This is a genomic window from Pseudodesulfovibrio profundus (assembly GCF_900217235.1).
Classification (GTDB): domain Bacteria; phylum Desulfobacterota; class Desulfovibrionia; order Desulfovibrionales; family Desulfovibrionaceae; genus Pseudodesulfovibrio; species Pseudodesulfovibrio profundus.
Genome location: NZ_LT907975.1, coordinates 3,052,368 through 3,074,476 on the forward strand (window position 1 = coordinate 3,052,368; position 22,109 = coordinate 3,074,476).

Below are 22,109 nucleotides of genomic sequence, written 5' to 3' on the forward strand. Positions count from 1 at the left end.
TGTGCTGGGACCAATAATTAATACTTTGCCCATGATTTCAGGGGAGTACCATGAATATAGACCTTTTGGCGCTCATCGGCGAGACCCCGCTGGTGGAAATCCGCCATCTTAATCCCAATCCGCACGTCAAGATTTTGGCGAAAATCGAGGCGCAGAATCCCGGCGGATCCATCAAGGACCGGGTAGCCGCAGCCATGATCGAAGCTGCCGAGGCTTCGGGCGAGTTGACAAAAGACAAGATCATTATTGAAGCCACCTCGGGCAATACCGGGGTTGGGCTGGCCATGGTTGCGGCTATCAAGGGATACCGCATCAAGCTGCTCATGCCGGAGACCGCGAGCGAAGAGCGCAAGATGATCATGGCCGCTTATGGTGCCGAACTGGAGCTGACACCGGGCCATCTTTCCACGGACGGGGCCATCGAGCAGGCGTACCGCTATGCCCGTGAAGAGCCGGAAACTTACGTGCTGATGGATCAGTTCAACAATCCGGCATCCATTGATGCGCATTACAACGGCACTGGCCGCGAGATTTGGGAGCAGACCAACGGCGAAGTGACCCATTGTGTCATGACGCTCGGTACGTCCGGCACGGCCATGGGCATTGCCAAGCGGTTGCATGAGGAAGGTGGCGTGCATGTGGCGGCGGTGGAGCCGTACGCAGGGCACAAGATTCAGGGCCTCAAAAACATGTTGGAGTCCTATCCCCCCGGAATTTACGACAAGAACAACCTTGATGAAATCCTGCACGTTGAGGATGACGTTGCCTTTGATATGTGTCGTCGTCTTGCCCGTGAAGAAGGGATTTTCGTGGGCATGAGTTCCGGTGCTGCCATGGCCGGAGCCATCCAGATGGCGGAGCGGGTGGAGTCCGGCCTGATCGTCACCATTTTCCCCGATTCAGGGGAGCGGTATCTTTCCACCCACCTGTACAAACAGCAGAGCGGGAGTGGCGTCTCTGTTTTCGATATGGCGTCGGGCAAACAGAAACATCTCGATACCAATGCAGGACTTGGGCTCTACACCATGGGGCCGTCACTGGATAATCCGGACGGGCTCGATGCGTGGCGACGTGTTGTTCTGCAGGATGTCATGGCGCGTCATCTGGCATCACGCGGCGTGAATACCTCGCTTGCCGTGGGGCTTACCGATATGGATGACCGGACGCTTACCGCGGCCCGTGAGGCCGGGATTTCCCGTGAATCCTTTGCGGCCGATCGCCGCGAGGCCATTTTGCGTCGGGCTGAAGATATGGGCGTGGATAGCAGCGTGTCTTTTCCGCTGTCCTCTGCCTCTGACGAGATGTCTCTTGAGCTGTGCCGCAAGCTTCTCGGTAAGGGGTTGGCGTACGAAAAGCTGCGGTCCGTATATTTTGACGTCTTCCGTGACAAGCGCTACGGCGAGATCGGAACCGTGGATATGGATAAGGTGTCCGGTGGACGAACCGTCGATCTCGGAAGCTATGTAAAGGACAACCCCCTTGATTTTACCTTGTTGAAACGGGCTACGCTTCTTGATCTCAAACGCGGGGAAGTGCTGGAAACCGAGTGGGGCAATGTGCGCCCAAGCTGGTTCCTGCAGCACGCGGCAACGGCTCTCACCACGCAGAAGCGGACCGACATCATGATCGGTAGCGAGAAGCATCGCTTTCCGCATCTTGAAAACCTGCGGGCTATCTGGTCCACGGCAGGGCGTGAGTTGCAGGCATGGATGGTCTGCCAGCAGGCAACGGACGGTGCCGATGGTGACCTGATCTCCGTAGCTGAAACACTGGGCGGATTCCGCGCGGCTCGTTTCTGGCTGCTCTCGGCCGCAAGCCGCAAACCGCTGTGTGCATCCCAGGACAACCTGAAAATGTGGGCGCGTAACTGGCGCAAGATTCAGGAATGTGCCGCAGTGCTCACATTGGCCAGCGACAATCATGGGGATGTCATATCCTCGGAAGTAGAGCAGGCAGTGTTCAATCTCAAGGCCGGTTTCAAGACGGCAATGGAAGACGATGCGGCCCTGCATCACTTCTGGCCTGTGCTTTTCAAGTTCGTGAAAGAGGTCAACGGTTGGGCCGCGAAGGGGATACTTACCGGGGCGGCTGCAAAAAGTTGCCTTGAAGAATTGCGGGTCGTGGATGGAATTCTTGGTATTCTTGATCACGCACAGATGCCTATTCCGCTTTCCGATCTCCCCGCAGAGGTGCAGGGGATGCTCGCAGATCGACAAAAAGCGCGTGAGAGCAAGGACTTTGAAGCATCGGATTCACTGCGCGATCAGATCATGAACGCCGGATTTCGTCTTGAAGATACTGCCAATGTTCCGCGTGTATTTCGTGCATAGTGAGTGCTGAAAAGCTGTGGCGATCTACAGATTGTAGCGTACATATCCCTGGTTGATGAAAACTTGAGACTCTCAAAACTGTTTGAGAGTCTCTTTTTTTTGGGGAAAAACGTGGAAGCCATCAAGATGATATGCGGGGATATTGGATGATGAAAAACTGCTGAATGAGGTAGGCTGAAGCTATGGGGAGCGTGGTTTTGTAAGCAGTTATTGGTTTTTAAGTTGCAGGATAGCGGTGATTATCAGGATTTTTGCGAAGAAGAATTAACAGTTTTGAGCGGTAGCACAATGGAAACCCCTTTCACACCCTGATTGGATTTCAGGGCGTGAAAGGGGTGTATCTTGCTGTAAATGCTGTTTTAATCTGGTCAGGGTGTTACGCGTAAAGCTCCAGATATTTCTCCAGTCTATCCATGCCCTCTTTGATGTCATCCATTGCCGTGGCGTAGGAAAAACGGATGAATCCTTCTGCGCCGGGCCCGAAGTCGATACCGGGAGTGACGCCGATCTTGGCTTTTTCAAGAATGTCATAGGCCAATTTGAGGGAGGAGCCGTCGAATTTTTCGGCCAAATGGCGCATGTTAACCAGCACGTAAAATGCGCCAGTCGGATCGTTTTTGATGTCAAATCCCATCTTTTTGAGGCGGTCGAGTATGTAAATGCGCCGCTCGTTGTAGGTCTTTTTCATGTGCGCAACGTCGAGGTCCGCTTCCTTCAGTGCCGCCACGCCGCCCCATTGGGCCATGCTGTTCGCGGAAATGAAGAAGTTCTGACAGACAGTCTGAAGCGTGCGGATGAAGTCCTGTGGTGCAATGAGATAGCCCAGACGCCAGCCGGTCATGGCATAGAGCTTGGAAAATCCGTTCAAAACAAAGGCGCGATCCGTGTATTCGAGGATGGAATGTGCCTCTCCTTCGTATACAAGGCCATTGTATATTTCGTCGGAAATGATCCACAGATTGAACTCTTCCGCCAGTTTGGCAATGGCTTTCATGCGTTCTTCGGAGAGCAGGGTGCCTGTCGGGTTGGCCGGGGAGTTGATCAGAATGGCTTTGACATTGTCATTGGCAGCAATGGCTTCGCGGATGGCAGAGACACGAAACTGAAAGGAATCCTCTTCACTGACCGGGATTTTCAGCGACTCGGCACCGGCAAAGGTGATGAAGTTGTCGTAGCAGGCATAGCAGGGATCGGACGTGATGACCTTGTCGCCTTCCTCAAGAATTGCCGAGAAAAGGGCGAGCATTGCCGGGCTTGTTCCCTGCGTGACTGCAATGTTCCCCGGTTGAACAGATACTCCGTAGTTCTTCCGGTAATCCTCTGCGATGGCTTCGCGCAATTCAATGATGCCCAGCGAGTGGGTATAGTGGGTGTGCCCGTTGTCCAGCGCCTTGCAGGATGCCCGCTTGATGCAGTCCGGGGTATCGAAGTCCGGCTCGCCCACCTCCATATGGATGATGGATTCACCGTTACGTTCCATTTCCTGTGCGGCTTCAAGAACTTCCATGACCAGAAACGGGGTGATGTCACAACAGCGTTTGGAAATACTCATCTCTCAACTCTCTCATCTCTCAATATAAAACGCCCCGCCCCGAGCGAAACAGCAAAGGGCGGGGCGTTTATTTAATCAACATGCAATTATTTAAGCAACTTCGACAACGTTGATATCAAACACCAGCGTTTTGCCAGCGAGGGGATGGTTGCCGTCGAGGGTGACCATCTCTTCGTCGAAATCTGTGACACGCACGTAAGCGGGCTGACCGTCTTCGGTGCGGATTTCAAGCATGATGTCTTTTTCCAGTTCAACATTCGGCGGAATCTGTTCTTTACGAACCTGGAATACCAACTGATCGTTGGGCTCGCCGTACCCTTCTTCGGGCGGTACTTCCACGGTGGCGGAGTCGCCAGCGGATTTACCGATGACAGCTTTTTCAAAACCGGCGATGACCATGCCTTCGCCGAGCTTGAACTCCAACGGGTCGCGGCCTTCGCTCGAATCGAACTGGCTGCCGTCGTCTTTCAGAGTTCCTGTGTAGTGAACCTTAACCGTGCTACCTTTTTGCGCAGTCATAATGACTCCTTGTTTTGGCCTCCGGCGGCTGGGGTAAGGGGAGAGGGAACCTCCCTGTACAAAGAGGTTCCCTCTCCCCTTACCCCAGACCCCCATCCTTTCTCCCTTGCTTGACGTATCAACGGTCTGGCCATCGAACGGGGGGAAGGAAGGCGGCGCTCGGACAACATGTCTCGGCGCGAGGGCGTTTCTATTTAATTTTATGTAACCATAATCAGTCTTACTGACAATGGTTGAAATAAAAAGATGTATTGCCTGCCCAAAAAGAAGGGACGGGGAATACATCATTGACCGGACAGCCGTGCAAGCGGCCATCCGGTCATTGTTATTTCATTAAAAGTCGAATCCGGTGACTTTTCGAACTTCGGCCATGGTCTGCTCGGCAAAAGTGCGTGCCTTTGCGTTACCTGCCTCAAGGATTTCCTGAACGCGCTCGTCCGTGCAGGCGGCGCGGCGCTCGTGCAGCGGGGTGAGGAAACGTTCCAGGGATTCGAGCAGCACCTTCTTACAGTCCACACAACCCCAGCTTGCGTTGCGGCAGCCTTCCTGAATCTCGGGCAGCTTGGCCGGATCGGTCATCAGCTTGTGGTACGGGTAAAGGTTGCAGATATCGGGATCGCCCGGATCGGACTTGCGGAGGCGGTTCTCATCGGTCTTCATGCCGCGAACCTTGGGAACGATCTCATCCATGGGTTCGGAAAGCATGATGGAGTTGCCATAGGATTTGGACATCTTGCGTCCATCGAGTCCGGGCAGTTTGGCTTCTTCGGTGAGCATATCAGCCGGTTCCGGGAACAGCTCCGTGCCGTTGAGGTGGTTGAAGCGGCGAGCGATCTCGCGGTTCAATTCCAGGTGCGGCAGTTGGTCCTTGCCAACGGGAACGGCTGCAGGCTTGTACAGCAGGATGTCGGCTGCCTGAAGAACCGGGTATCCGAGGAAACCATGGGTGTTCAGATCCTTCTGCGTCAACTCGCCCTTGATTTCCTTGTAGGTCGGGTTGCGTTCCAGCCAACCCAGCGGGGTAATCATGGAGAAATAGAGATACAGTTCAGCGTGTTCCTTGACCATGGACTGCTGGAAGATCACGCACTTCTCGGGATCGAGACCGGCTGCGACCCAGTCCTTAACCAGACCGGGAACGAATTCCTTGATCTTGGTGGGGTTCGCGTATTCGCTGGTCATGGCGTGCCAATCGGCCACGAAAAAATAACAGTCGTACTCTTCCTGGAGTTTGAGCCAGTTGGCGATAACGCCGAAGTAGTGACCGAGGTGGAGGGGGCCGGTGGGCCTCATGCCGGAGAGGATGCGTTTGTTTTCGCTCATGATATATGTGGGTTAAATGGTTACGCCGAGCAGGCTCGCGGCTCCGCGGACCAGCGGGAATATGACCGCGCCGACCAGGGAGTAGCCGGAAAACTGCCCGACCATGATGATACCGATGAGGATAATGAATCCGTATCGGTTCAGGCTCATGTACTTGTATGCCAAGTTAGGCGGGAGAAAGTACGCCAATACGTTGCTGCCGTCCAGTGGCGGAATGGGCAGCAGGTTGAACACGCCCAGAATAAGGTTCACGAAAACGCCTGCCTGCGAAATCAGATACAGGGGTACGATGACCGTATCCGTAAACTGGGATTGTTCAAAATGTGTGAATGTCAGAATGTGGATGACCAGGGCGAATATGGCGGCAAGCAGAAAGTTGACGCCGGGACCAGCAATGGCCGTCAGTAACATGCCTTTGCGTGGATTCTTGAAGAAATTCGGATTGATGGGGACCGGTTTTGCCCATCCGAAATGAACGAGGAAAAAGGCGAGCGTTCCCAGTGGGTCAAGATGCTTGATCGGGTTGAGCGTCAGGCGTCCTTGTGATTTAGCCGTAGGGTCACCGAGCAGATAGGCCACATAGCCGTGGGCTACCTCGTGACAGACCAGAGCGATGAGCAGGCCGGGAGCCAGTATGGCATACCGCTGCAGCGCTTCGGGTGAAAAGAAATCGAACATTTGAAGCGGCTACCACGTACCGTGCCGCTGGGCAAGCGGAATGTCGGTGACTGACGCGGATAAACCGGGGTTAGGTGATCTTTGCTCGTGAGAGCAACTCAATGAATTTCTTGAGCAAAATTTTGTCCGTGGCCCCGTCGTCTTCCATGATGGCCTTGAGTGCCTGAAATGGTTTCAAGGCTTTTCTATATGGCTGGTTACGCGTCAGGTTGTCGTACGTATTGGCCAGGGCGACGATCTTGGTGTGCATGGGCAGATCGGAGCTGACCGCTTTGGTCGGATACCCTTTGCCGTCGGCCCGTTCATGGTGAAACAGGATACAGTTGGTCGCGATGGTCGGCAGATTGAAGGTCGCACACGTCCGCGCTCCGACCATGGGGTGCAGGGCGAGGATGTCCTGTTCGTCCGGCTCCAGCTTGTCCGGGTCCTGATTGATAATTTCGGCAGGGAGTGCTGTCTTGCCGATATCGTGAATGAGCGCCCCCATTCCACAGGTCAGGGTTTTGTACTCGTCATACTCGAATTCCTGCATCAGAGTGACGGCATAAACCATGGTGCTGATGCCGTGGTGGTAAGTTTCATACCCCTTGTTGATGAGGCTTGAAAGATGCTTGAGCGACTTGGGCGACTGCAGGAATGTGGCCGTGGACTCAATGAGTTTTTCAAACCGTAGGTACCGCTTTTCAAACGCTGGTCCGGGCAGGTTGTCCTCAAACAGTTCCTTGCCGAGCACGGTGGCCGAATTGGTCCAGGCCTGCGCACGTTCCGCTACTGGGATGCTTTCATCATCCAGAACGCCGGAGATGTTTTCCAGTAGATAGTGCCGGTACAGGTCCCGATCCCTGTTGGCGATATAGACCTGCAGGACATTGTTATTGACCAGTTCCTGCCGTTTGTCCTGGGTGAATGTCCGGCCTCCGGCATTGAACAGCACGTAGTAGTTTTCATGTCGCAAATATACGCCGAACTCAGCACATGAGTTTGGGCGGATAATAAGGGGCGATATGGCAAAGTATTGGTTATTATTTGCTAATTGCGACATCAAGGTCTCCTGATTCGAACGGGTGGTACAACGCGATATGCGCTACCGAGTCGTGCAATCTGCATGTACTTTGCTAACTTGACCGTGTCAAACCGAGTCGGAACAAAAACGGCGCTTCTCGGTGAAGAGAAACGCCGGTAAAAGGGGTGTCGTTAGGGGTTGCCTAAACGCCAGCCTTATTGAGGGCCATTCTGACTTTGTCTTTCAGTTCCGTCAGGTCTACGGATTTTACGACGTAATAGTCGGCGGCAATGGATTTGAGATCGTGCTGGAACGAGTCGTAGGCGGTGGAAAGGATGACTGGAATCTGCTGGTCTTTGGCTCTGATCTCCTGCAGCAGGTCAAGGCCAGATCGATTTACGCCCAGCTTGATGTCCAGAATGACAATTATCGGTTTTTCCCTTTCGATAACGTCAAGAATTTCTTCTTCACCGTCGGAAGTTGCAACGGTATATCCTTCCGCCTCAAGTTCTTCCCTGTAGAGCATGCGGATGTGTTTTTCGTCGTCGACAACGAGAATCTTCGGTTGGTTCATGAAATCCTCCTTGGAATACAACCTGTGACCTATCCTAATCGATAGAACACTTTTGGGTCAATATGGTTCTTTTTATTTTGAAAGATTCTAACCTCAACCCGGAAAGGTGCCAGTATATTCGGTTTCGTGCACTTTTCAATGCTTGAACTCACCAAGGTTACTGCGTAGTGTCCCTCAGCCCGTTGACAGTCAATATGGTTGACGGAAAGGAGATAACGATATGGTAACAGTCCATCTGGAACCGGACGGAAAAGTAGTCGAGCTCGGCAACACCAAGACCGTGCTTGCAGTCCTGAACAGGCTGAAACTCCGTTCGACCATGGCAATTGTTGTTCGCGATGGCGAACTGCTCACGGCGGATCGCAAGCTGCACATGGGCGATACATTGATGGTTCGAAAAGTCACATCAGCTGGATAGGGAGGAATCAATGAAGTGCTCCCGCTGTAAAAAACTGGCCTGTGTGGCATTGCCGAGCCATAACGCCGGCTTCTGCCCCGAATGTTTCCCGCTCTTTTTTTCCAAGCAGGTGGCAACAGCCATCCGCCGCGAAAAGATGTTCACCCATGACGAGCGTATTCTGGTTGCCCTTTCCGGCGGCAAGGATTCCCTTGGCCTCATGCTTGAGCTGAAGTTGCAGGGATACGATGTCACCGGCCTGCATATTGACCTTGGTATTCCCGATTCCTCCTGGAAGGCGCGGAAAAAGGTCGAAGATTTCTGCGAAAAAAATGAACTGAATCTCGAAGTGTTCGAGATGGAGAAGTGGGGCCTGCCGATCAGCGATGTGAACGAATTCGTTGATCGCCCGGTCTGTGCCGTCTGCGGCAAGATGAAACGCCATCACTTCAATAGGATCGCCCGTGAAGGCGGATACGATGCGCTGGCCACCGGTCACAACCTTGATGATGAAGTCGCCCGCCTGTTCGCCAATACATTGCGATGGGATACGGCGTTTCTTTCCGATCAGGGTCCGGTACTGCCCGCAGCCGAGGGGTTTGTCCGCAAGGTCAAGCCGCTGTTCCGACTGACGGAGTTCGAAACCGCCAACTACGCATTCCTCAAGGGCATCGAGATTCATTCCGATCCGTGTCCCTATTCAACCGGCGCCAGCTTCACCAACCACAAGGAGTTGTGGGGAGAGCTGGAGTACCGTAGTCCCGGGCAGAAGTTCCAGTTCTACAACGGGTTCCTTCAGCGTGGTAAGGCAGCCTTTGCCGAACTGGAAAAGGAGATCGGCGCTGATTTGAAACCGTGCGAAGAGTGTGGCTCCCCGACCAGTGTCGGTGTCTGCTCCATTTGCCGGATCAAGAAATCCGTCCACCAGAAAAAGACCGAGGCAGGCCTGGTGTAATGCCGGTCAGTCCCTCCATATCCGTGACCATGCCTTGCTACAATTGCGGGGATACCGTGGCCGGAGCGCTGGACAGTGTGCTGTCACAGGTGGGGGTGGACTTCGAGGTGGTGGCCGTTGATGACGGCTCAACTGATGATACTGCGGGAATCCTGGCCGAATATGCGCGCCGGGATTCCCGCATTCGTACCTTTTCCATAGAGCATGGCGGTGTCATTGCCGCAGCCAATGCCGCCATCGAAGCGTCCGTCGGTCGTTACATTGCGCGGATGGATGCGGATGACGAGATGCTGCCCCATCGTTTGCGTGCGCAGGCGCAACTTCTCGACGAGAACCCTGATGTCGGACTGGTCGGTTGCCGTGTCCGTTTCGGCGGGTGTCGTTCGGAATGCGCCGGATACGCCTACTATGTGGACTGGACCAATACGCTGCTGACCAACGAGGCCATCAGCCTGAACCGGTTCGTGGAGTTTCCGGTCCCCAATCCGTCCATCATGTACCGACGGGAGTGTATCGAGAAGCATGGCCCGTACATTGATGGCGACTTCCCGGAAGATTACGAACTGTTGCTTCGCTGGCTGGAAGCCGGAGTCAGGATGGCGAAAGTCGATGACGAGCTGATGGTCTGGAACGATCCGCCCACACGCTTGTCGCGTAATCATCCGCGCTATGATGTGGACGCCTTTTACCGCATCAAGACCGAATATCTCGCACGCTGGTTGGCGGCCAATAATCCTCATCATCCCGAGGTGCACATCCTCGGCTCGGGACGGACCACGCGCAAGCGGGCAGACCTGCTGCTGGAGTGTGGCGTGGAGTTCGCTGCCTACTATGATGTCGACCCCCGCAAGATCGGAAACGTGGTCAACGGCATACCTGTTCGCAACAGGAATGAAATCCCGGTTCCGGGCGATGGCTTCTGTATTCCGTATGTGGGCAGCCGGGGAGCGCGCGATGATATTATGGAGTTTCTGGAAGGACGAGGGTATGTTCTTGGCAGCAATTATATCCCTGCCGCCTGATGGCGCTAACGGTGATCACGGTACCATTTAGAGGAGCACTCCTGGTATGCGAGCCCTTGGAATAGATTTTGGCCTCAAGCGTGTGGGATTGGCTGTGTCCGATCCGACCGGAACGCTGGTTTCTCCCTATAAAACCATTGTCCGGACCACGCGTGACGCTCTCTTTGACGAAATCCTCGATATCATTGTAAAGGAATCCATCGAAACCGTGGTGGTCGGGTTGCCTCTTTCCCTTGATGGTGAGGATACGCTGACGACCCGACAGGCTCGGAACTTTGCCCAGAGTCTGGAACGGCGTACGGACAAGCCGATTCTCCTCATGGACGAACGGCTCTCTTCCGCGCAGGCCGAAGAAGAACTCAATGCTGCCGACGTGCGCGGCAGGAAACGCAAGATGGCACTGGACAGTCAGGCCGCCGTCATTATTTTACGTTCATGGCTCGAAAGCGGACACTGATCATAGCATTTACTTCTCTGTTGCTCATGGCAGCCCTCGGAAGCGGCGGATATTTCTATTTCAAGGCGTGGCAGCAGGAGCAATTCCTTACCGTGCCTCCCGAGACCCCCGGGCGCGATGTCATCTTTCGGGTGGAACCGGGACAGATATTCACCACCATTGCCAGAAATCTCAAGGAAGCCGGTTTGATAACCGATACGCTTCGGTTCCGTAGCCTGGCCATGGAACAGGGCAAAAGTTCTTCTATTCGTGCTGGAAAATTCAAGCTCAACACCGGCTGGGTGCCTGGGGAAATCCTGCATGAGCTGACCACCTCCGCCGGTATCATGAAACGGGTGTCGGTCCGTGAAGGGCTGACATGGTGGCAGACGGGAATCAAGGTCGAAGAAGCGGGTATTGGCAGCCGTGAAAGCTTTGCCAGTGCCGTTGCCGACCGGGAACTCCTCGACCGCTATGGCATACAGGCCGACACCGCAGAAGGGTATCTTTTCCCCGAAACATATCTTCTGACCCCACCGCAGGGCGATCAGTCCGTGTACATGGCCGAGACCATGATCAAGGAATTTTTCAACAATGCCCGCAAAGCGTGGCCGGACGGCCTTCCCGAGTGGGAAGAGCTGCACAAGACGGTCATCCTTGCCTCCATCGTGGAGAAGGAAACCGGGGACGTAACCGAGCGCGCCCGTATTGCCGGGGTGTTTCAGAACCGTTTGAAGCGGGGAATGCTCATCCAGTCCGATCCCACAATCATATACGGCCTTGGCGAGGCGTTCGACGGAGACCTGCGTCGCGTGCATCTCAAGGACAAGAGTAATCCCTACAATACGTATACGCGCCGAGGACTGCCCCCCGGTCCCATTTGCTCTCCCGGCCTGGATGCCATCAAGGCCGTGCTTGAGCCGGAATCCCATTCGTATCTGTACTTCGTGGCCAAGGGCGACGGCTCACATTACTTCAGCAAGTCCCTGAAAGAACACAATCGAGCTGTCCGTAAATACCAGTTGCGACGGAATAAAAAGACCTATCGATCAACCAAGCAGTAAAAGATTTTCTCTTTATTGCGGCTTTCAGTTATTTTTACTACAATCCCCGCTATAAACGCGGGGAGGCGTTGTCGATGTTTCATCGAGTGGTTTTCTTTACGTGCCTGCTGGGCGCTCTGATCGTCAGCAGTTCCGGACTGGCCGAGCAAAGGCGTATTGTTCGGCGGGCTGCTTTTGACATTGGTTCAGCCGTCATCAAATGTACAGTGGCTGATGTGGATGTTCTGGTGGGTGAGATCACCAAGGTGGTCTACGAAGATGCCCGGAAGGTCGACTTCGCTGAAGACATGGCCCGTTCCTACGATGGGAACTACAGTAGGGAGACCCTCGAAGAGGGCATGGTCGCGCTGGAAGCCATGAAGAAGGCGGCGCTTGGGGTTGGAGCCATGCATTTTTCTGCAGTGGGCGGTTCTGCATTCCGCGAAGCCAAGAACGGGCGAGCATTCTTTGCCATCATTGAGGAAGAACTGGGTATCCAGTGCCGTATTCTCTCGAAGGAACAGGCATCACTGATCAGTTACCACTCGGTTCGCGAATCCACCAAAAGCAGGGATGACGAACTGCTGGTCTGGGATATCGGCGGCGGATTGCAAACCATGACCACCCGCAGAGATGATGGCGGTATGTTGTTCTTCTCCGACCAAATGGCGTCGGTTCCCTTCAAAAACGCCGTCATCAGCATCATTCAGGGCAAAAATGCCAACCGTTTTTCCTCTCCCAACCCCATAAGCGAAGAAGAAGCGCAGCGCGCCTTGCAGTTTGTCAAAACGCACGCAAACCTGAACATGCCATCAGATTTGGTCAACCGGATACAGTCCGGCACACAGCGCATTGTCGGCATTGGTGGCGTGCATTTTTATGCCATCCCCGAATTGTTGGGACAACGGCTTCCATACTATACGCGCTCGCAGGTGCATGAAGCCCTTGCCCAGTGGACAGCAAAGGACGACAGTGATTTCAAGAGCGCCTTTGCCCCGAGCCGACTGACCAATCTCATTTTGGTGTTGGGCTACATGGAGGCGCTCGACATCACCAGAGTATACCCTCTCAAGGTCAACATGACGCAGGGCGTACTCGTTTCCCCTGAGCTATGGTGATTACTGGACAGGAATGCCGAATCGGCTGAACCAGCCCCGTTCCTCTTTTCCTCCCGGGAAATAGATGTACAACGCTCTGCCGATGATGGCTTTGCGTGGTATTGCTCCAACAAAACGAGAATCGTACGATTCGTCGCGGTTGTCTCCCATCAGGAAAAACTGATCGTCTTCGAGTTGGCGTGATGTCAAAGTATCACGGTCGGCCTCATAGTCATCCTTGGTGAACTGGGCATACGGTTCTTCCAGTTCCCTTCCGTTGATGAACACTGTCTTGTCGGCGATTTCGATGGTCTCACCCGGGAGCGCTACCACTCGCTTGATGAAGTTCTTATCAGAGTCGGGGGTTGTGAATATGACAATGTCCCCGCGTTCGATCGGCTCTCCAATAGCCAGACGTTCGGCCATGAGGTGGTCGCCCGGTCGCAATGTGTCGAGCATTGACGAGGAGGGGATCTTGAAGGTCTCGTAGGATTTGTCTTTAAGGAAGGAATCGAGCGAACCGCTGATGGCCGCCGTCACCACAAGAAAAACCACATAGACCCACATTTTGTTTACGGGTTTGAGCGTGTAGTCATACAGCTTGCGGGCTGCGATGTACGCTTCGGCTGCAAATGCGATGTTGATGATAAGCAATGCGCTGATGCCGAGCAGCATGGACTGAAAGGTCCCCATGTTCAGCAGGATACCGACTCCCGCGAGCAATTCGGCAGCGAAAAACAGCAGCGCTTTTTGCCATTGCCCGTTGTAAAGTTGGCCCAGTCCGGTGGCGAGGAAGCTGATGGCGGCGGCGATCCAGGGGGTGCGGGGTTTGGTGATGGTGTCTTCCATGATTATTCTGCGTTGGTCAAAGTTTCCATTGTAATCGCCAGTCATGGCAACATGATGGCAGTGTGATCAACAACCGGGAAAACCCGATTCGTGTATGTCGTTCAATGGGGACAGAATGCCAGAATTCAAACAGAAAAGGAATATGGAAGGAATGAAAATCCCCCGAAAGTCAGGACTTTCGGGGGATCGTTTTTACTAGGCGTTGCCTTTGCGTTCAACTGATTGCAAAAGCTCTTTGAGTTCTTTTGTCCACTTCTTGCCGCCCACGCATTCGGCCAGATATTCGGCTGTGTGCATGACGCGGTTGTTCCGTTTCAGTTGGAGCATGGAGCGCTTGATGCCGACTTTACATGACGGGCAACCAACCACGATCGGCTTCTCGCTGTTACCGGCAAGATCGGATTGCAACTGATCCTGCTTCCGGCCGCGCAACTGATTGTAGATGCCGGGTGACGTCAGTGCTCCGAGGCCGGATTCGCCGCAGCAACCTGGGGAGAGAGCAACATCAGTGTTGGTGATCTTTGCCAAACCGGAGCGGTACATCTCCGCTGCCTTGAGCTTGGGCGCATCCACCCATTCAGCATGGCAGGCAGAGTGGTACACGATGGGTTCGGTCTGGCGCAGAGAGGGCATGCGATCCATGAGGAACTGCATGACATCCATATGCGCAAGCGGATCGGCCAGCTCGCCCGAGAAATCATAGGTTCCCAGGGATTCGCGACAGGTTCCACAGGCCGTGAGCAGGGTCGTTGCCTTCAGGCCGGCCTTACCGGTTTTGACCAGCAGGTCGAGGAATTCCTGAATGTTGCGGTGACGGTTCGTCTTGTACGCCTCTTCGCAACCACTGGCGAGCAGGGGATACCCGCAGCACATGTGGTGATCGGGCAGCACTACGTTCACCCCTGACTTGAGCAGCAGGTAAACCGAGGCCATGCCGATGGACCGGGAGAAAAGCGATGCTCCGCAACCGGGGAAGTACAGGACGGTCTCGTCCCGCTTGGCACGGGGGTTCTTGAAAATGGAACCGGATTCGAGATTCAGTTCTTCCGAAAGGTTCTTGAAATCAACGGAAGGGCTGCGATGCTTGAACATCGGGGATTCGACCCGAGACAGCCAGCGCGCCGGGATCATGCCCAGCGTCTTGTCCTGCACCGATTGACCAACAGACAGCAGTTTGGCAGTTACCGGGACGCTGCCAGCCGGATTCTTGGCCAGGTTTTTTAAAATGATCTGCTTGATCGGATGACCCGACTTGCCTTTGCTGTCCAGGAACGAACGCATGGAAAGCGCGGACCCCGCAGAGTCGATCTTGACCGGGCAGATCGCCTGACACTTGCCGCACGCCGTGCAGTGGTCCATGAGATCGCGCAACTGATCCATCAGCTCGGGAGCAGGCTCACCGGTCTGGATCTGCGAGTAGTAGATACCCTCGATGAGCGCACCGAGGGAGATGTTCTTGTTGCGCGGGTGGAACATCATTCCCTTGACCGGATGGTACATGGGGCAGACCTGTTTGCACTTGCCGCAGCGGGTGCAGGTCTGGATGTTCTTGAGCAGGGCCATGAGCGCCTGCCGATCCTTCAACTCCGTAGCGTCGATGTCGTTGATGAGTCGGTTGAAGGAGAAAGTGAACGGCTTGCTGGGCAACTGGCGCTGGGTCAGCTTGCCGGGGTTGAAGACGTTCTTCGGGTCCACGATCTTCTTGTAGTCCACCAGCGCCTTGATCTTTTCCTCGCCGAGGAACGCGATCTTGGTGATACCGATGCCGTGCTCACCCGAAACCTCACCGCCCATCTCGAGAACCTTGGTCATGACTTCATCCGCGGCTTCGTGGGCCGAGGCGAGCATTTCCTGGTCGTTGGAGTTGACGGGCAGGTTAACGTGACAGTTGCCGTCACCGGCATGCATGTGGTTGGCGATGACGATGCGCTTGAGCTGCATGTCCTGCCACAACGCCTTGATTTCACGATCTGCCTTCGGATAGGTGTCGCGCAGCTTGAGGAACAGGAACCGACACTGGGCTTCCTGCTCGGTGTCGGAGAAATCCTTGGATGTGATCTCGCCGTCAAGAATGGCGCGCACACGCTCAAAGGCCTCGGCTATATCCGGGTCTTCGTTGTTGACCGCTTCAATGGCCACGATCTTTTCCAGCGTGGTCTTGTAGATTTTTGCCAGGTAGATCAGGTTCAGGTCTTCGAGGAAGTCGGAGAAATCCGGAATGACATCCATGGGGATGACGACGTCCTCGTTGATCTTGAAGCCGGAAGTGCGCTTGGCAATGGCCGACAGCTTGTGGCGGTCTTCCCAGAACAACTCGGCTTCCTTCTCGTCGCGGGCGCTGAAAATATCCACACCCTCATACGGCTGGGCCAGGGCGACAATGGTCTGACTTGCCGCATCCAGTGCTTCCTGATCGTCGGAATCCAGTTGCAGGATAAGGACGGAAATCGGGTCGCCTTCGTACTGCGTGGATTTGGCTTGATACTCGATGGCCTGTACATACTTGGGGCCGAATTCTTCGAGAGCGGAAATCTTGACCAGATCACCCTCGTCGCGAATCTTGTCGCGCAGACCGACCACGTCCTTGATGACGTACATGGCGTTGATCATGGATCGGCCGTAGAATTCGAGGCACAGGACGCGGGAGTGTGTGAGGCGGGGGTAGCAGATGAAGCTGGCTTCGGTGATGATACCATCAACGCCTTCCTTCTGCACACCGGGCAGGCCGCCCAGGTACTTGTTGGAAACGTCTTTGCCCAGCTTTTCGCCACGGATGTCGTTGCCGCCCAGGCTGACGGTGTCGATCTGACGACCGTTCTCGTCGAATATCTCGAATACAGCGGTATCCGTTTCGTAGATTTTGTGACGAGGATGATCCTTGCGGCGTACCTCGATCAGGTCGCCAGTGGGGGTGACCATGCGGTAGTGCAGGATATTGTCGATGGTAGTGCCGTACTCAAAGGCGAACGGGCCACCAGCGTTTTCCGAAATGTTACCACCCAGCGAAGAACCGGCCTTGGAAGCAGGGTCCACGGTCAACAGCAGGTCTTTCTCTGCCGCGGCCTTGATGGCGTCCAACGTGATGACACCGGCCTGGACCGTGATGGTTTTGTCCTGTGCATCGACGTCGAGAATCTTTTTGAAGCGGGACAGCGACAGAATGACGTTGCGCTCTGTGGCCGGAATGGCACCGCCGGTCGCACCGGTTCCGCCACCGCGGGGGATGATGCCGAATCCAAGCTCATTGGCCAGTCGGACGATGCCTCTGATCTGGGCTTCGGTCTCGGGGAAAAGAACCAGCAGCGGCAGTTCCATACGCAGGTCGGTGGCGTCTGTGGCTGATTCGATGCGCAGGTTCGGTGCGTCGCCAATGCCGCTCTCGGGCATGAAAATTTTCAGTTGTTCCACGAGTTCGTCGCGGAAAGACTGTTCGGCGTCAAACCGTTCCCAGAAAAGATCGATACCGTTGGACAGGATGGTGGCAAACTCCCTGTCGAGCATCGGTTTGGACATGTTGAGGCGTCGGTCCACGGACTTGCGCACAAGGTCAGGGTCGATGAACGGGTTGTAACGGACCATGAACAGCTCTGCGGCGAGATTGGATGCGAGCATCTTCACGCCCTCAGGCCAGTGCTGGTACTGTTCCATGTCAACCACGCCAAGGGCGCGCGAAATCAATTGTTCGTCGGAAATGGATATATGGGGTCCTAACTGGGCCATGTCTAGATAATCTCCATGGAAAAAGGTGAAGAGGATTTGATTACGCCCTCTTTCTATGGTTGGCAAGTATCGGAAACCGATACACCCTGCACGCAGCAATGCGAGCAGTGTGGTGATCAACCTGCATTTTTCGGGGTTATGCGGACTTGTGTCTGTCTGTGTCTCCCTTGGGAAACGATAATCTTTTTTATTCCATTGGCAAGTCCCGCTCCTTTTCGGAACACGGTACAGGGGTGCTTGTCAATATTGCATTAAGGGAATTCTTTTATCATGCATCAAGCCCCTCCAGCTCTGGACTTTCGCCTTTTGCCGGTATATTAACGGTGTCCCATCCGAACCACACCTATCCAAGGGGGACATATACCATGACGAAGCCGAATTTCGCCCAATTGAAACTCTTCATTACCGGACCTACATATATCCGACAGGACGTCAAAGAGGCCGCTCTGTTACCTGAATTCGGCCATCGCGATGCGGAAAACGAACTTCGCTTCGGCCCCATTCGCGAGAATCTGCGCAAGTTGTCCGGCTGCGGTGACATGTACGAGCCAGTGTTGTTCCTCGGTTCCGGTTCATCCGCCATGGAAGCTTCGATACGTTCCCTCGTTGCGGACGATGAAACACTGCTCAACGTGTCTGTGGGCGCTTTCGGCGATCATTACTACAATATTGCCGTTGCCAACGGGAAAAACGCCGAGAATCTCAAGTTCGAGTACGGGCAGCCCATTGATCTGGAAAAGCTGGAGGAGCGACTGGACAGCCTGCGACCTGCTGTTGTTTCCTTCACGCACAACGAGACTTCCACAGGCGTGATGAACGACATGAAAGCGGTTTGTGCGCTCATTAGAAAATATGACGCCCTGCCCATGGTGGATGGTGTATCGATTTTTGGCGGGACCGACCTTGATCTCGTCAACTCCGGCGCGGCCATTTATGTTACCGCCACTCAGAAATCACTGGCCCTGCCTGCCGGTTTCGGCATTGGCTTTGTCTCCAAGGAAGCTGAAGAGAAAGCCGAACGGGTTACCAACAAGGGACACGCGACCGATATCACCAGACAGTTGGTCCCTGCCCGTAAGAATCAGACACTGACCACCCCCAACTGCACCCTCGCCAATCAGATGTACGTGCAGCTCGACCGTATCGTGAACGAGGAAGGTGTACAGAACCGGTTCGACCGCCATCTGCAGATGCGCGGCATGGTGGAAAAGTGGGTGGATGGCCTCGACGGTTTTGAAATGTTCGCTCCCGAAGGCTACCGTTCTCCCACGGTGTCGACTGTGGTGTGCCCGGAAGGAGTTACCCAGGCACAGCTCAAGCTGGGGATCAAGGAAGCCATGCGCGCTCATGGATATTTGATGGACCCGGGCTATGGCAAGCTCAACGCTGCCTTGGAACAATCCGGTTGTCGCCAGATCATTCGGATCGGACACATGGGTGACATCCAGCCGGAAATGCTTGAAGAGTATCTTGCGGTTTTGGAAGGAGAGCTGAAAAAGCTCGTGTAGGACAGGCAAAACCGATTCAGTATAGAATACGGGCTGAGCCATCAGGTTCAGCCCTTTTTTCTGCTCAACCGAATCATTCGGTTAATCCATCGGAATGTTCATGTATGAGCAGCTAAACCCAACCGATTTAACAATTATCATTGTCTGGGGCTTTGCACGTCCTGCATGCTGAAAGCGTGTCGTCTGCTTTATCGGCGATAATTGATTCACGTTAGTTGTAAGTTTTATATATTGAGACCTCTGCGCATCCCCTTTTCGCGTCCGTGCCTTGCGCTCCGCACCCAATTTGATGTTCTGACCGCACCCCAGCTTGGGCTCATTCCCGGCCTTTTCCTGCCATTTCTGGCCGAAATGCCGGATTTTGGACGCACCTCTCCCTTCAGGCTCGCGCCAGTCGAACAGCTTTTTTCAAATTGAACGCCATGGCGAGGATGTGGAACTCTCCCTCCACCTTCTCACGACCCACGTATCGGGACCGAAAGAATGCGTAGCCACGTTTGAGTGTGCCGAAGGCCCGCTCGACTATTTGCCGAATGCTGCTGATGTCACGGTTGCGGGTCTTTTCGAAGTCTGTCAGCCTGCCGCCACGAGGCGTCTTGTCCATGGTTCCGTCCTCCAAATCGCGATCAAACAGAATGTCCCGGTTCTTCCCGCTGCAATAGCCCTTGTCCGCATAAACCCGTGCGCCGGGATCAAGGCCGACGCCATTCACGAGCCGCTCGAATTCGCCCGTGTCCGAATGGTTCGCGGGAGTGATGTGACCACAGAGCAGAAACCCGTCTCGACTGTCCGTCGCGGCATGGAGCTTGTAGCCGTAATAGGCCCGATTTCTCTTGCGGAGCCAGGCCGCCTCCTCGTCATCCGAATAGCTGACCCGGCAGTCCACCGGCCCATCCTGTTCTTCGGCGTCCTCGGAACGGTCCTCAGGCATCACGTCGATAACCTTGCGCGGCCGCCGCTGCGACTCGACTACCGAGGCGTCCACCACGGCTCCCTCACGGACAAGAAGCCCTTGTCCTTCAAGCTGGCGGTTAAGCATGTCGAGCAAGGAGTCCAGCACCTTCAGGCGGATCAAACCGTTACGGAAACGGCATATGGTGGTCTCGTCCGGCACGTCGTCCTCGATGGAAAAACCGGTAAATCTGACAAAGGAGAGCCGGTCGAGCAGCGCCTGCTCCACGCCCGGATCACTCAGGTTGTACCAACGCTGCAAGAGCAGAATCTTGAACATCGCCAGAGGCGGATAGGCGGGATTGCCCACGGCGTTGGCCTTGCGCCTGATCTTCTTGCACAGAAAGGCGTTGATGGGCTGCCAGTCGATGAGTTCGTTGATCTCATCCAGAAATGTGGTCTTGGTTCTGCGGTGCCCCAGGAAGTAATCACCCAACCGAGGTCCTTTCTGCCGAATAGCCATGCCTTCCTCCTTTGGATGGAGAAAGAATAGCATAATAAATCAAATAGTTAAAGAGTAAAAGTGTGGGATTTGCCGTGCAGAGGTCTCATGTTGTGAAAAATTTTCCAAAATGGAAAATCGGCCGGGACCACCTATGTCATCGAATTCACTGGATACCCAGCACATAAAAAGCAAAAAAACAAACAATAACAAACATATGTTTACAATTTGAAAGGTGGTCCACATATGCTTTCGCTAGGTCATTCTTAATAGCACGTGTCTATTGTTAAAATTGAGCGAAAGGTGTATGTAAGGTCAGTTTTGATCTACTCTTTTTTTGCATGGGGTTTCACTATGAATCAACCATGTTTGAAGTACTGGAATAGAGCAAGACACTGGCCCGCAAGGGCTCAAGGAGAGGTATGGAATACACCTGTATCGAGACCTCTGCGCATCCCCTTTTCGCGTCCGTGCCTTGCGCTCCGCACCCAATTTGATGTTCTGACCGCACCCCAGCTTGGGCTCATTCCCGGCCTTTTCCTGCCATTTCTGGCCGAAATGCCGGATTTTGGACGCACCTCTCCCTTCAGGCTCGCGCCAGTCGAACAGCTTTTTTCAAATTGAACGCCATGGCGAGGATGTGGAACTCTCCCTCCACCTTCTCACGACCCACGTATCGGGACCGAAAGAATGCGTAGCCACGTTTGAGTGTGCCGAAGGCCCGCTCGACTATTTGCCGAATGCTGCTGATGTCACGGTTGCGGGTCTTTTCGAAGTCTGTCAGCCTGCCGCCACGAGGCGTCTTGTCCATGGTTCCGTCCTCCAAATCGCGATCAAACAGAATGTCCCGGTTCTTCCCGCTGCAATAGCCCTTGTCCGCATAAACCCGTGCGCCGGGATCAAGGCCGACGCCATTCACGAGCCGCTCGAATTCGCCCGTGTCCGAATGGTTCGCGGGAGTGATGTGACCACAGAGCAGAAACCCGTCTCGACTGTCCGTCGCGGCATGGAGCTTGTAGCCGTAATAGGCCCGATTTCTCTTGCGGAGCCAGGCCGCCTCCTCGTCATCCGAATAGCTGACCCGGCAGTCCACCGGCCCATCCTGTTCTTCGGCGTCCTCGGAACGGTCCTCAGGCATCACGTCGATAACCTTGCGCGGCCGCCGCTGCGACTCGACTACCGAGGCGTCCACCACGGCTCCCTCACGGACAAGAAGCCCTTGTCCTTCAAGCTGGCGGTTAAGCATGTCGAGCAAGGAGTCCAGCACCTTCAGGCGGATCAAACCGTTACGGAAACGGCATATGGTGGTCTCGTCCGGCACGTCGTCCTCGATGGAAAAACCGGTAAATCTGACAAAGGAGAGCCGGTCGAGCAGCGCCTGCTCCACGCCCGGATCACTCAGGTTGTACCAACGCTGCAAGAGCAGAATCTTGAACATCGCCAGAGGCGGATAGGCGGGATTGCCCACGGCGTTGGCCTTGCGCCTGATCTTCTTGCACAGAAAGGCGTTGATGGGCTGCCAGTCGATGAGTTCGTTGATCTCATCCAGAAATGTGGTCTTGGTTCTGCGGTGCCCCAGGAAGTAATCACCCAACCGAGGTCCTTTCTGCCGAATAGCCATGCCTTCCTCCTTTGGATGGAGAAATAATAGCATAATAAATCAAATAGTTAAAGAGTAAAAGTGTGGGATTTGCCGTGCAGAGGTCTCAT

The 22,109-nt window shown here is 54.5% G+C and carries 18 protein-coding genes; 8 read left to right on the forward strand and 10 right to left on the reverse strand.

Annotation, left to right across the window (positions count from 1 at the left end; genetic code table 11):
- Positions 1–50: 50 nt before the first annotated feature.
- Entirely contained in the window at positions 51–2,330 is a 2,280-nt protein-coding gene (locus tag DPRO_RS14410; RefSeq protein WP_097012686.1) for a cysteine synthase, read from the forward strand.
- A gap of 376 nt (positions 2,331–2,706) precedes the next feature.
- On the opposite strand, the gene DPRO_RS14415 is transcribed toward DPRO_RS14410, so the two are convergent.
- From DPRO_RS14415 to DPRO_RS14440, 6 genes are all read right to left on the reverse strand, one after another.
- On the reverse strand, positions 2,707–3,882 hold the full coding sequence (locus DPRO_RS14415; protein ID WP_097012687.1) for a pyridoxal phosphate-dependent aminotransferase: 1,176 nt from the start codon (positions 3,880–3,882) through the stop codon (positions 2,707–2,709).
- 90 nt (positions 3,883–3,972) lie between these two features.
- Entirely contained in the window at positions 3,973–4,401 is a 429-nt protein-coding gene (locus tag DPRO_RS14420) for an FKBP-type peptidyl-prolyl cis-trans isomerase (RefSeq protein WP_097012688.1), read from the reverse strand.
- A gap of 333 nt (positions 4,402–4,734) precedes the next feature.
- On the reverse strand, positions 4,735–5,724 hold the full coding sequence (gene trpS / locus DPRO_RS14425; RefSeq protein ID WP_097012689.1) for a tryptophan--tRNA ligase: 990 nt from the start codon (positions 5,722–5,724) through the stop codon (positions 4,735–4,737).
- Between the two features lie 12 nt (positions 5,725–5,736).
- Positions 5,737–6,402: a site-2 protease family protein gene (locus DPRO_RS14430; protein ID WP_097012690.1), complete on the reverse strand. Its 666-nt coding sequence runs from the start codon at positions 6,400–6,402 to the stop codon at positions 5,737–5,739.
- 70 nt (positions 6,403–6,472) lie between these two features.
- The gene (locus DPRO_RS14435; protein ID WP_097012691.1) at positions 6,473–7,444 is read right to left on the reverse strand and encodes an HD-GYP domain-containing protein; all 972 of its coding nucleotides are present in this window, start codon (positions 7,442–7,444) and stop codon (positions 6,473–6,475) included.
- 163 nt (positions 7,445–7,607) lie between these two features.
- Positions 7,608–7,979 (reverse strand): response regulator, encoded by a 372-nt coding sequence (locus DPRO_RS14440; protein WP_097012692.1) that lies wholly within the window; start codon positions 7,977–7,979, stop codon positions 7,608–7,610.
- Between the two features lie 220 nt (positions 7,980–8,199).
- On the opposite strand from DPRO_RS14440, the gene DPRO_RS14445 reads away from it, so the two are divergent.
- The 6 genes from DPRO_RS14445 (at position 8,200) to DPRO_RS14470 (ending at position 12,950) form a co-directional block, all read left to right on the forward strand.
- Positions 8,200–8,397, forward strand: coding sequence for a hypothetical protein (locus tag DPRO_RS14445; RefSeq protein ID WP_097012693.1), 198 nt, complete (start codon positions 8,200–8,202; stop codon positions 8,395–8,397).
- A 10-nt stretch (positions 8,398–8,407) separates the two neighbouring features.
- Complete coding sequence (locus tag DPRO_RS14450) at positions 8,408–9,331, forward strand: ATP-binding protein (protein WP_097012694.1); 924 nt, start codon at positions 8,408–8,410, stop codon at positions 9,329–9,331.
- Positions 9,331–10,353: a glycosyltransferase family 2 protein gene (locus tag DPRO_RS14455; protein ID WP_097012695.1), complete on the forward strand. Its 1,023-nt coding sequence runs from the start codon at positions 9,331–9,333 to the stop codon at positions 10,351–10,353. Before DPRO_RS14450 ends, DPRO_RS14455 begins: the two co-directional genes overlap by 1 nt.
- A gap of 46 nt (positions 10,354–10,399) precedes the next feature.
- A complete protein-coding gene (gene ruvX / locus DPRO_RS14460) occupies positions 10,400–10,810 on the forward strand; it encodes a Holliday junction resolvase RuvX (protein WP_097012696.1) in 411 nt (136 codons plus the stop codon).
- The gene (mltG, locus tag DPRO_RS14465) at positions 10,789–11,853 is read left to right on the forward strand and encodes an endolytic transglycosylase MltG (protein ID WP_097012697.1); all 1,065 of its coding nucleotides are present in this window, start codon (positions 10,789–10,791) and stop codon (positions 11,851–11,853) included. Before ruvX ends, mltG begins: the two co-directional genes overlap by 22 nt.
- Positions 11,854–11,927: 74 nt before the next feature.
- On the forward strand, positions 11,928–12,950 hold the full coding sequence (locus DPRO_RS14470) for a Ppx/GppA phosphatase family protein (RefSeq protein WP_097012698.1): 1,023 nt from the start codon (positions 11,928–11,930) through the stop codon (positions 12,948–12,950).
- Here the strand turns inward: DPRO_RS14470 and lepB are convergent, their stop codons facing one another.
- Both lepB and DPRO_RS14480 read right to left on the reverse strand, forming a co-directional pair.
- A complete protein-coding gene (lepB, locus tag DPRO_RS14475) occupies positions 12,951–13,778 on the reverse strand; it encodes a signal peptidase I (RefSeq protein WP_157917494.1) in 828 nt (275 codons plus the stop codon).
- A gap of 195 nt (positions 13,779–13,973) precedes the next feature.
- Entirely contained in the window at positions 13,974–17,498 is a 3,525-nt protein-coding gene (locus DPRO_RS14480) for an FAD-binding and (Fe-S)-binding domain-containing protein (protein WP_097012700.1), read from the reverse strand.
- A gap of 365 nt (positions 17,499–17,863) precedes the next feature.
- Between DPRO_RS14480 and DPRO_RS14485 the strand changes: the two genes are divergently transcribed.
- Positions 17,864–19,006 carry a pyridoxal-phosphate-dependent aminotransferase family protein gene (locus DPRO_RS14485; protein WP_097012701.1) on the forward strand — a complete coding sequence of 381 codons (1,143 nt, stop codon included), beginning with the start codon at positions 17,864–17,866 and terminating at the stop codon, positions 19,004–19,006.
- 379 nt (positions 19,007–19,385) lie between these two features.
- Here DPRO_RS14485 and DPRO_RS14490 read toward each other — a convergent pair whose 3' ends face one another.
- Positions 19,386–20,453: an IS5 family transposase gene (locus DPRO_RS14490; RefSeq protein WP_097010254.1), complete on the reverse strand. Its 1,068-nt coding sequence runs from the start codon at positions 20,451–20,453 to the stop codon at positions 19,386–19,388.
- 532 nt (positions 20,454–20,985) lie between these two features.
- The gene (locus DPRO_RS14495) at positions 20,986–22,053 is read right to left on the reverse strand and encodes an IS5 family transposase (RefSeq protein WP_097010253.1); all 1,068 of its coding nucleotides are present in this window, start codon (positions 22,051–22,053) and stop codon (positions 20,986–20,988) included.
- Positions 22,054–22,109: the final 56 nt, after the last annotated feature.

Coding starts and splice junctions, on each gene's coding strand:
- DPRO_RS14470 (WP_097012698.1), top strand. CDS start 11,928: ATGTTTCATCGAGTGGTTTTCTTTACGTGCCTGCTGGGCGCTCTGATC.
- DPRO_RS14445 (WP_097012693.1), top strand. CDS start 8,200: ATGGTAACAGTCCATCTGGAACCGGACGGAAAAGTAGTCGAGCTCGGC.
- lepB (WP_157917494.1), bottom strand. CDS start 13,778: ATGGAAGACACCATCACCAAACCCCGCACCCCCTGGATCGCCGCCGCC.
- ruvX (WP_097012696.1), top strand. CDS start 10,400: ATGCGAGCCCTTGGAATAGATTTTGGCCTCAAGCGTGTGGGATTGGCT.
- DPRO_RS14410 (WP_097012686.1), top strand. CDS start 51: ATGAATATAGACCTTTTGGCGCTCATCGGCGAGACCCCGCTGGTGGAA.
- DPRO_RS14485 (WP_097012701.1), top strand. CDS start 17,864: ATGACGAAGCCGAATTTCGCCCAATTGAAACTCTTCATTACCGGACCT.
- mltG (WP_097012697.1), top strand. CDS start 10,789: ATGGCTCGAAAGCGGACACTGATCATAGCATTTACTTCTCTGTTGCTC.
- DPRO_RS14415 (WP_097012687.1), bottom strand. CDS start 3,882: ATGAGTATTTCCAAACGCTGTTGTGACATCACCCCGTTTCTGGTCATG.
- DPRO_RS14420 (WP_097012688.1), bottom strand. CDS start 4,401: ATGACTGCGCAAAAAGGTAGCACGGTTAAGGTTCACTACACAGGAACT.
- trpS (WP_097012689.1), bottom strand. CDS start 5,724: ATGAGCGAAAACAAACGCATCCTCTCCGGCATGAGGCCCACCGGCCCC.
- DPRO_RS14430 (WP_097012690.1), bottom strand. CDS start 6,402: ATGTTCGATTTCTTTTCACCCGAAGCGCTGCAGCGGTATGCCATACTG.
- DPRO_RS14435 (WP_097012691.1), bottom strand. CDS start 7,444: ATGTCGCAATTAGCAAATAATAACCAATACTTTGCCATATCGCCCCTT.
- DPRO_RS14490 (WP_097010254.1), bottom strand. CDS start 20,453: ATGCTATTCTTTCTCCATCCAAAGGAGGAAGGCATGGCTATTCGGCAG.
- DPRO_RS14480 (WP_097012700.1), bottom strand. CDS start 17,498: ATGGCCCAGTTAGGACCCCATATATCCATTTCCGACGAACAATTGATT.
- DPRO_RS14495 (WP_097010253.1), bottom strand. CDS start 22,053: ATGCTATTATTTCTCCATCCAAAGGAGGAAGGCATGGCTATTCGGCAG.
- DPRO_RS14455 (WP_097012695.1), top strand. CDS start 9,331: ATGCCGGTCAGTCCCTCCATATCCGTGACCATGCCTTGCTACAATTGC.
- DPRO_RS14450 (WP_097012694.1), top strand. CDS start 8,408: ATGAAGTGCTCCCGCTGTAAAAAACTGGCCTGTGTGGCATTGCCGAGC.
- DPRO_RS14440 (WP_097012692.1), bottom strand. CDS start 7,979: ATGAACCAACCGAAGATTCTCGTTGTCGACGACGAAAAACACATCCGC.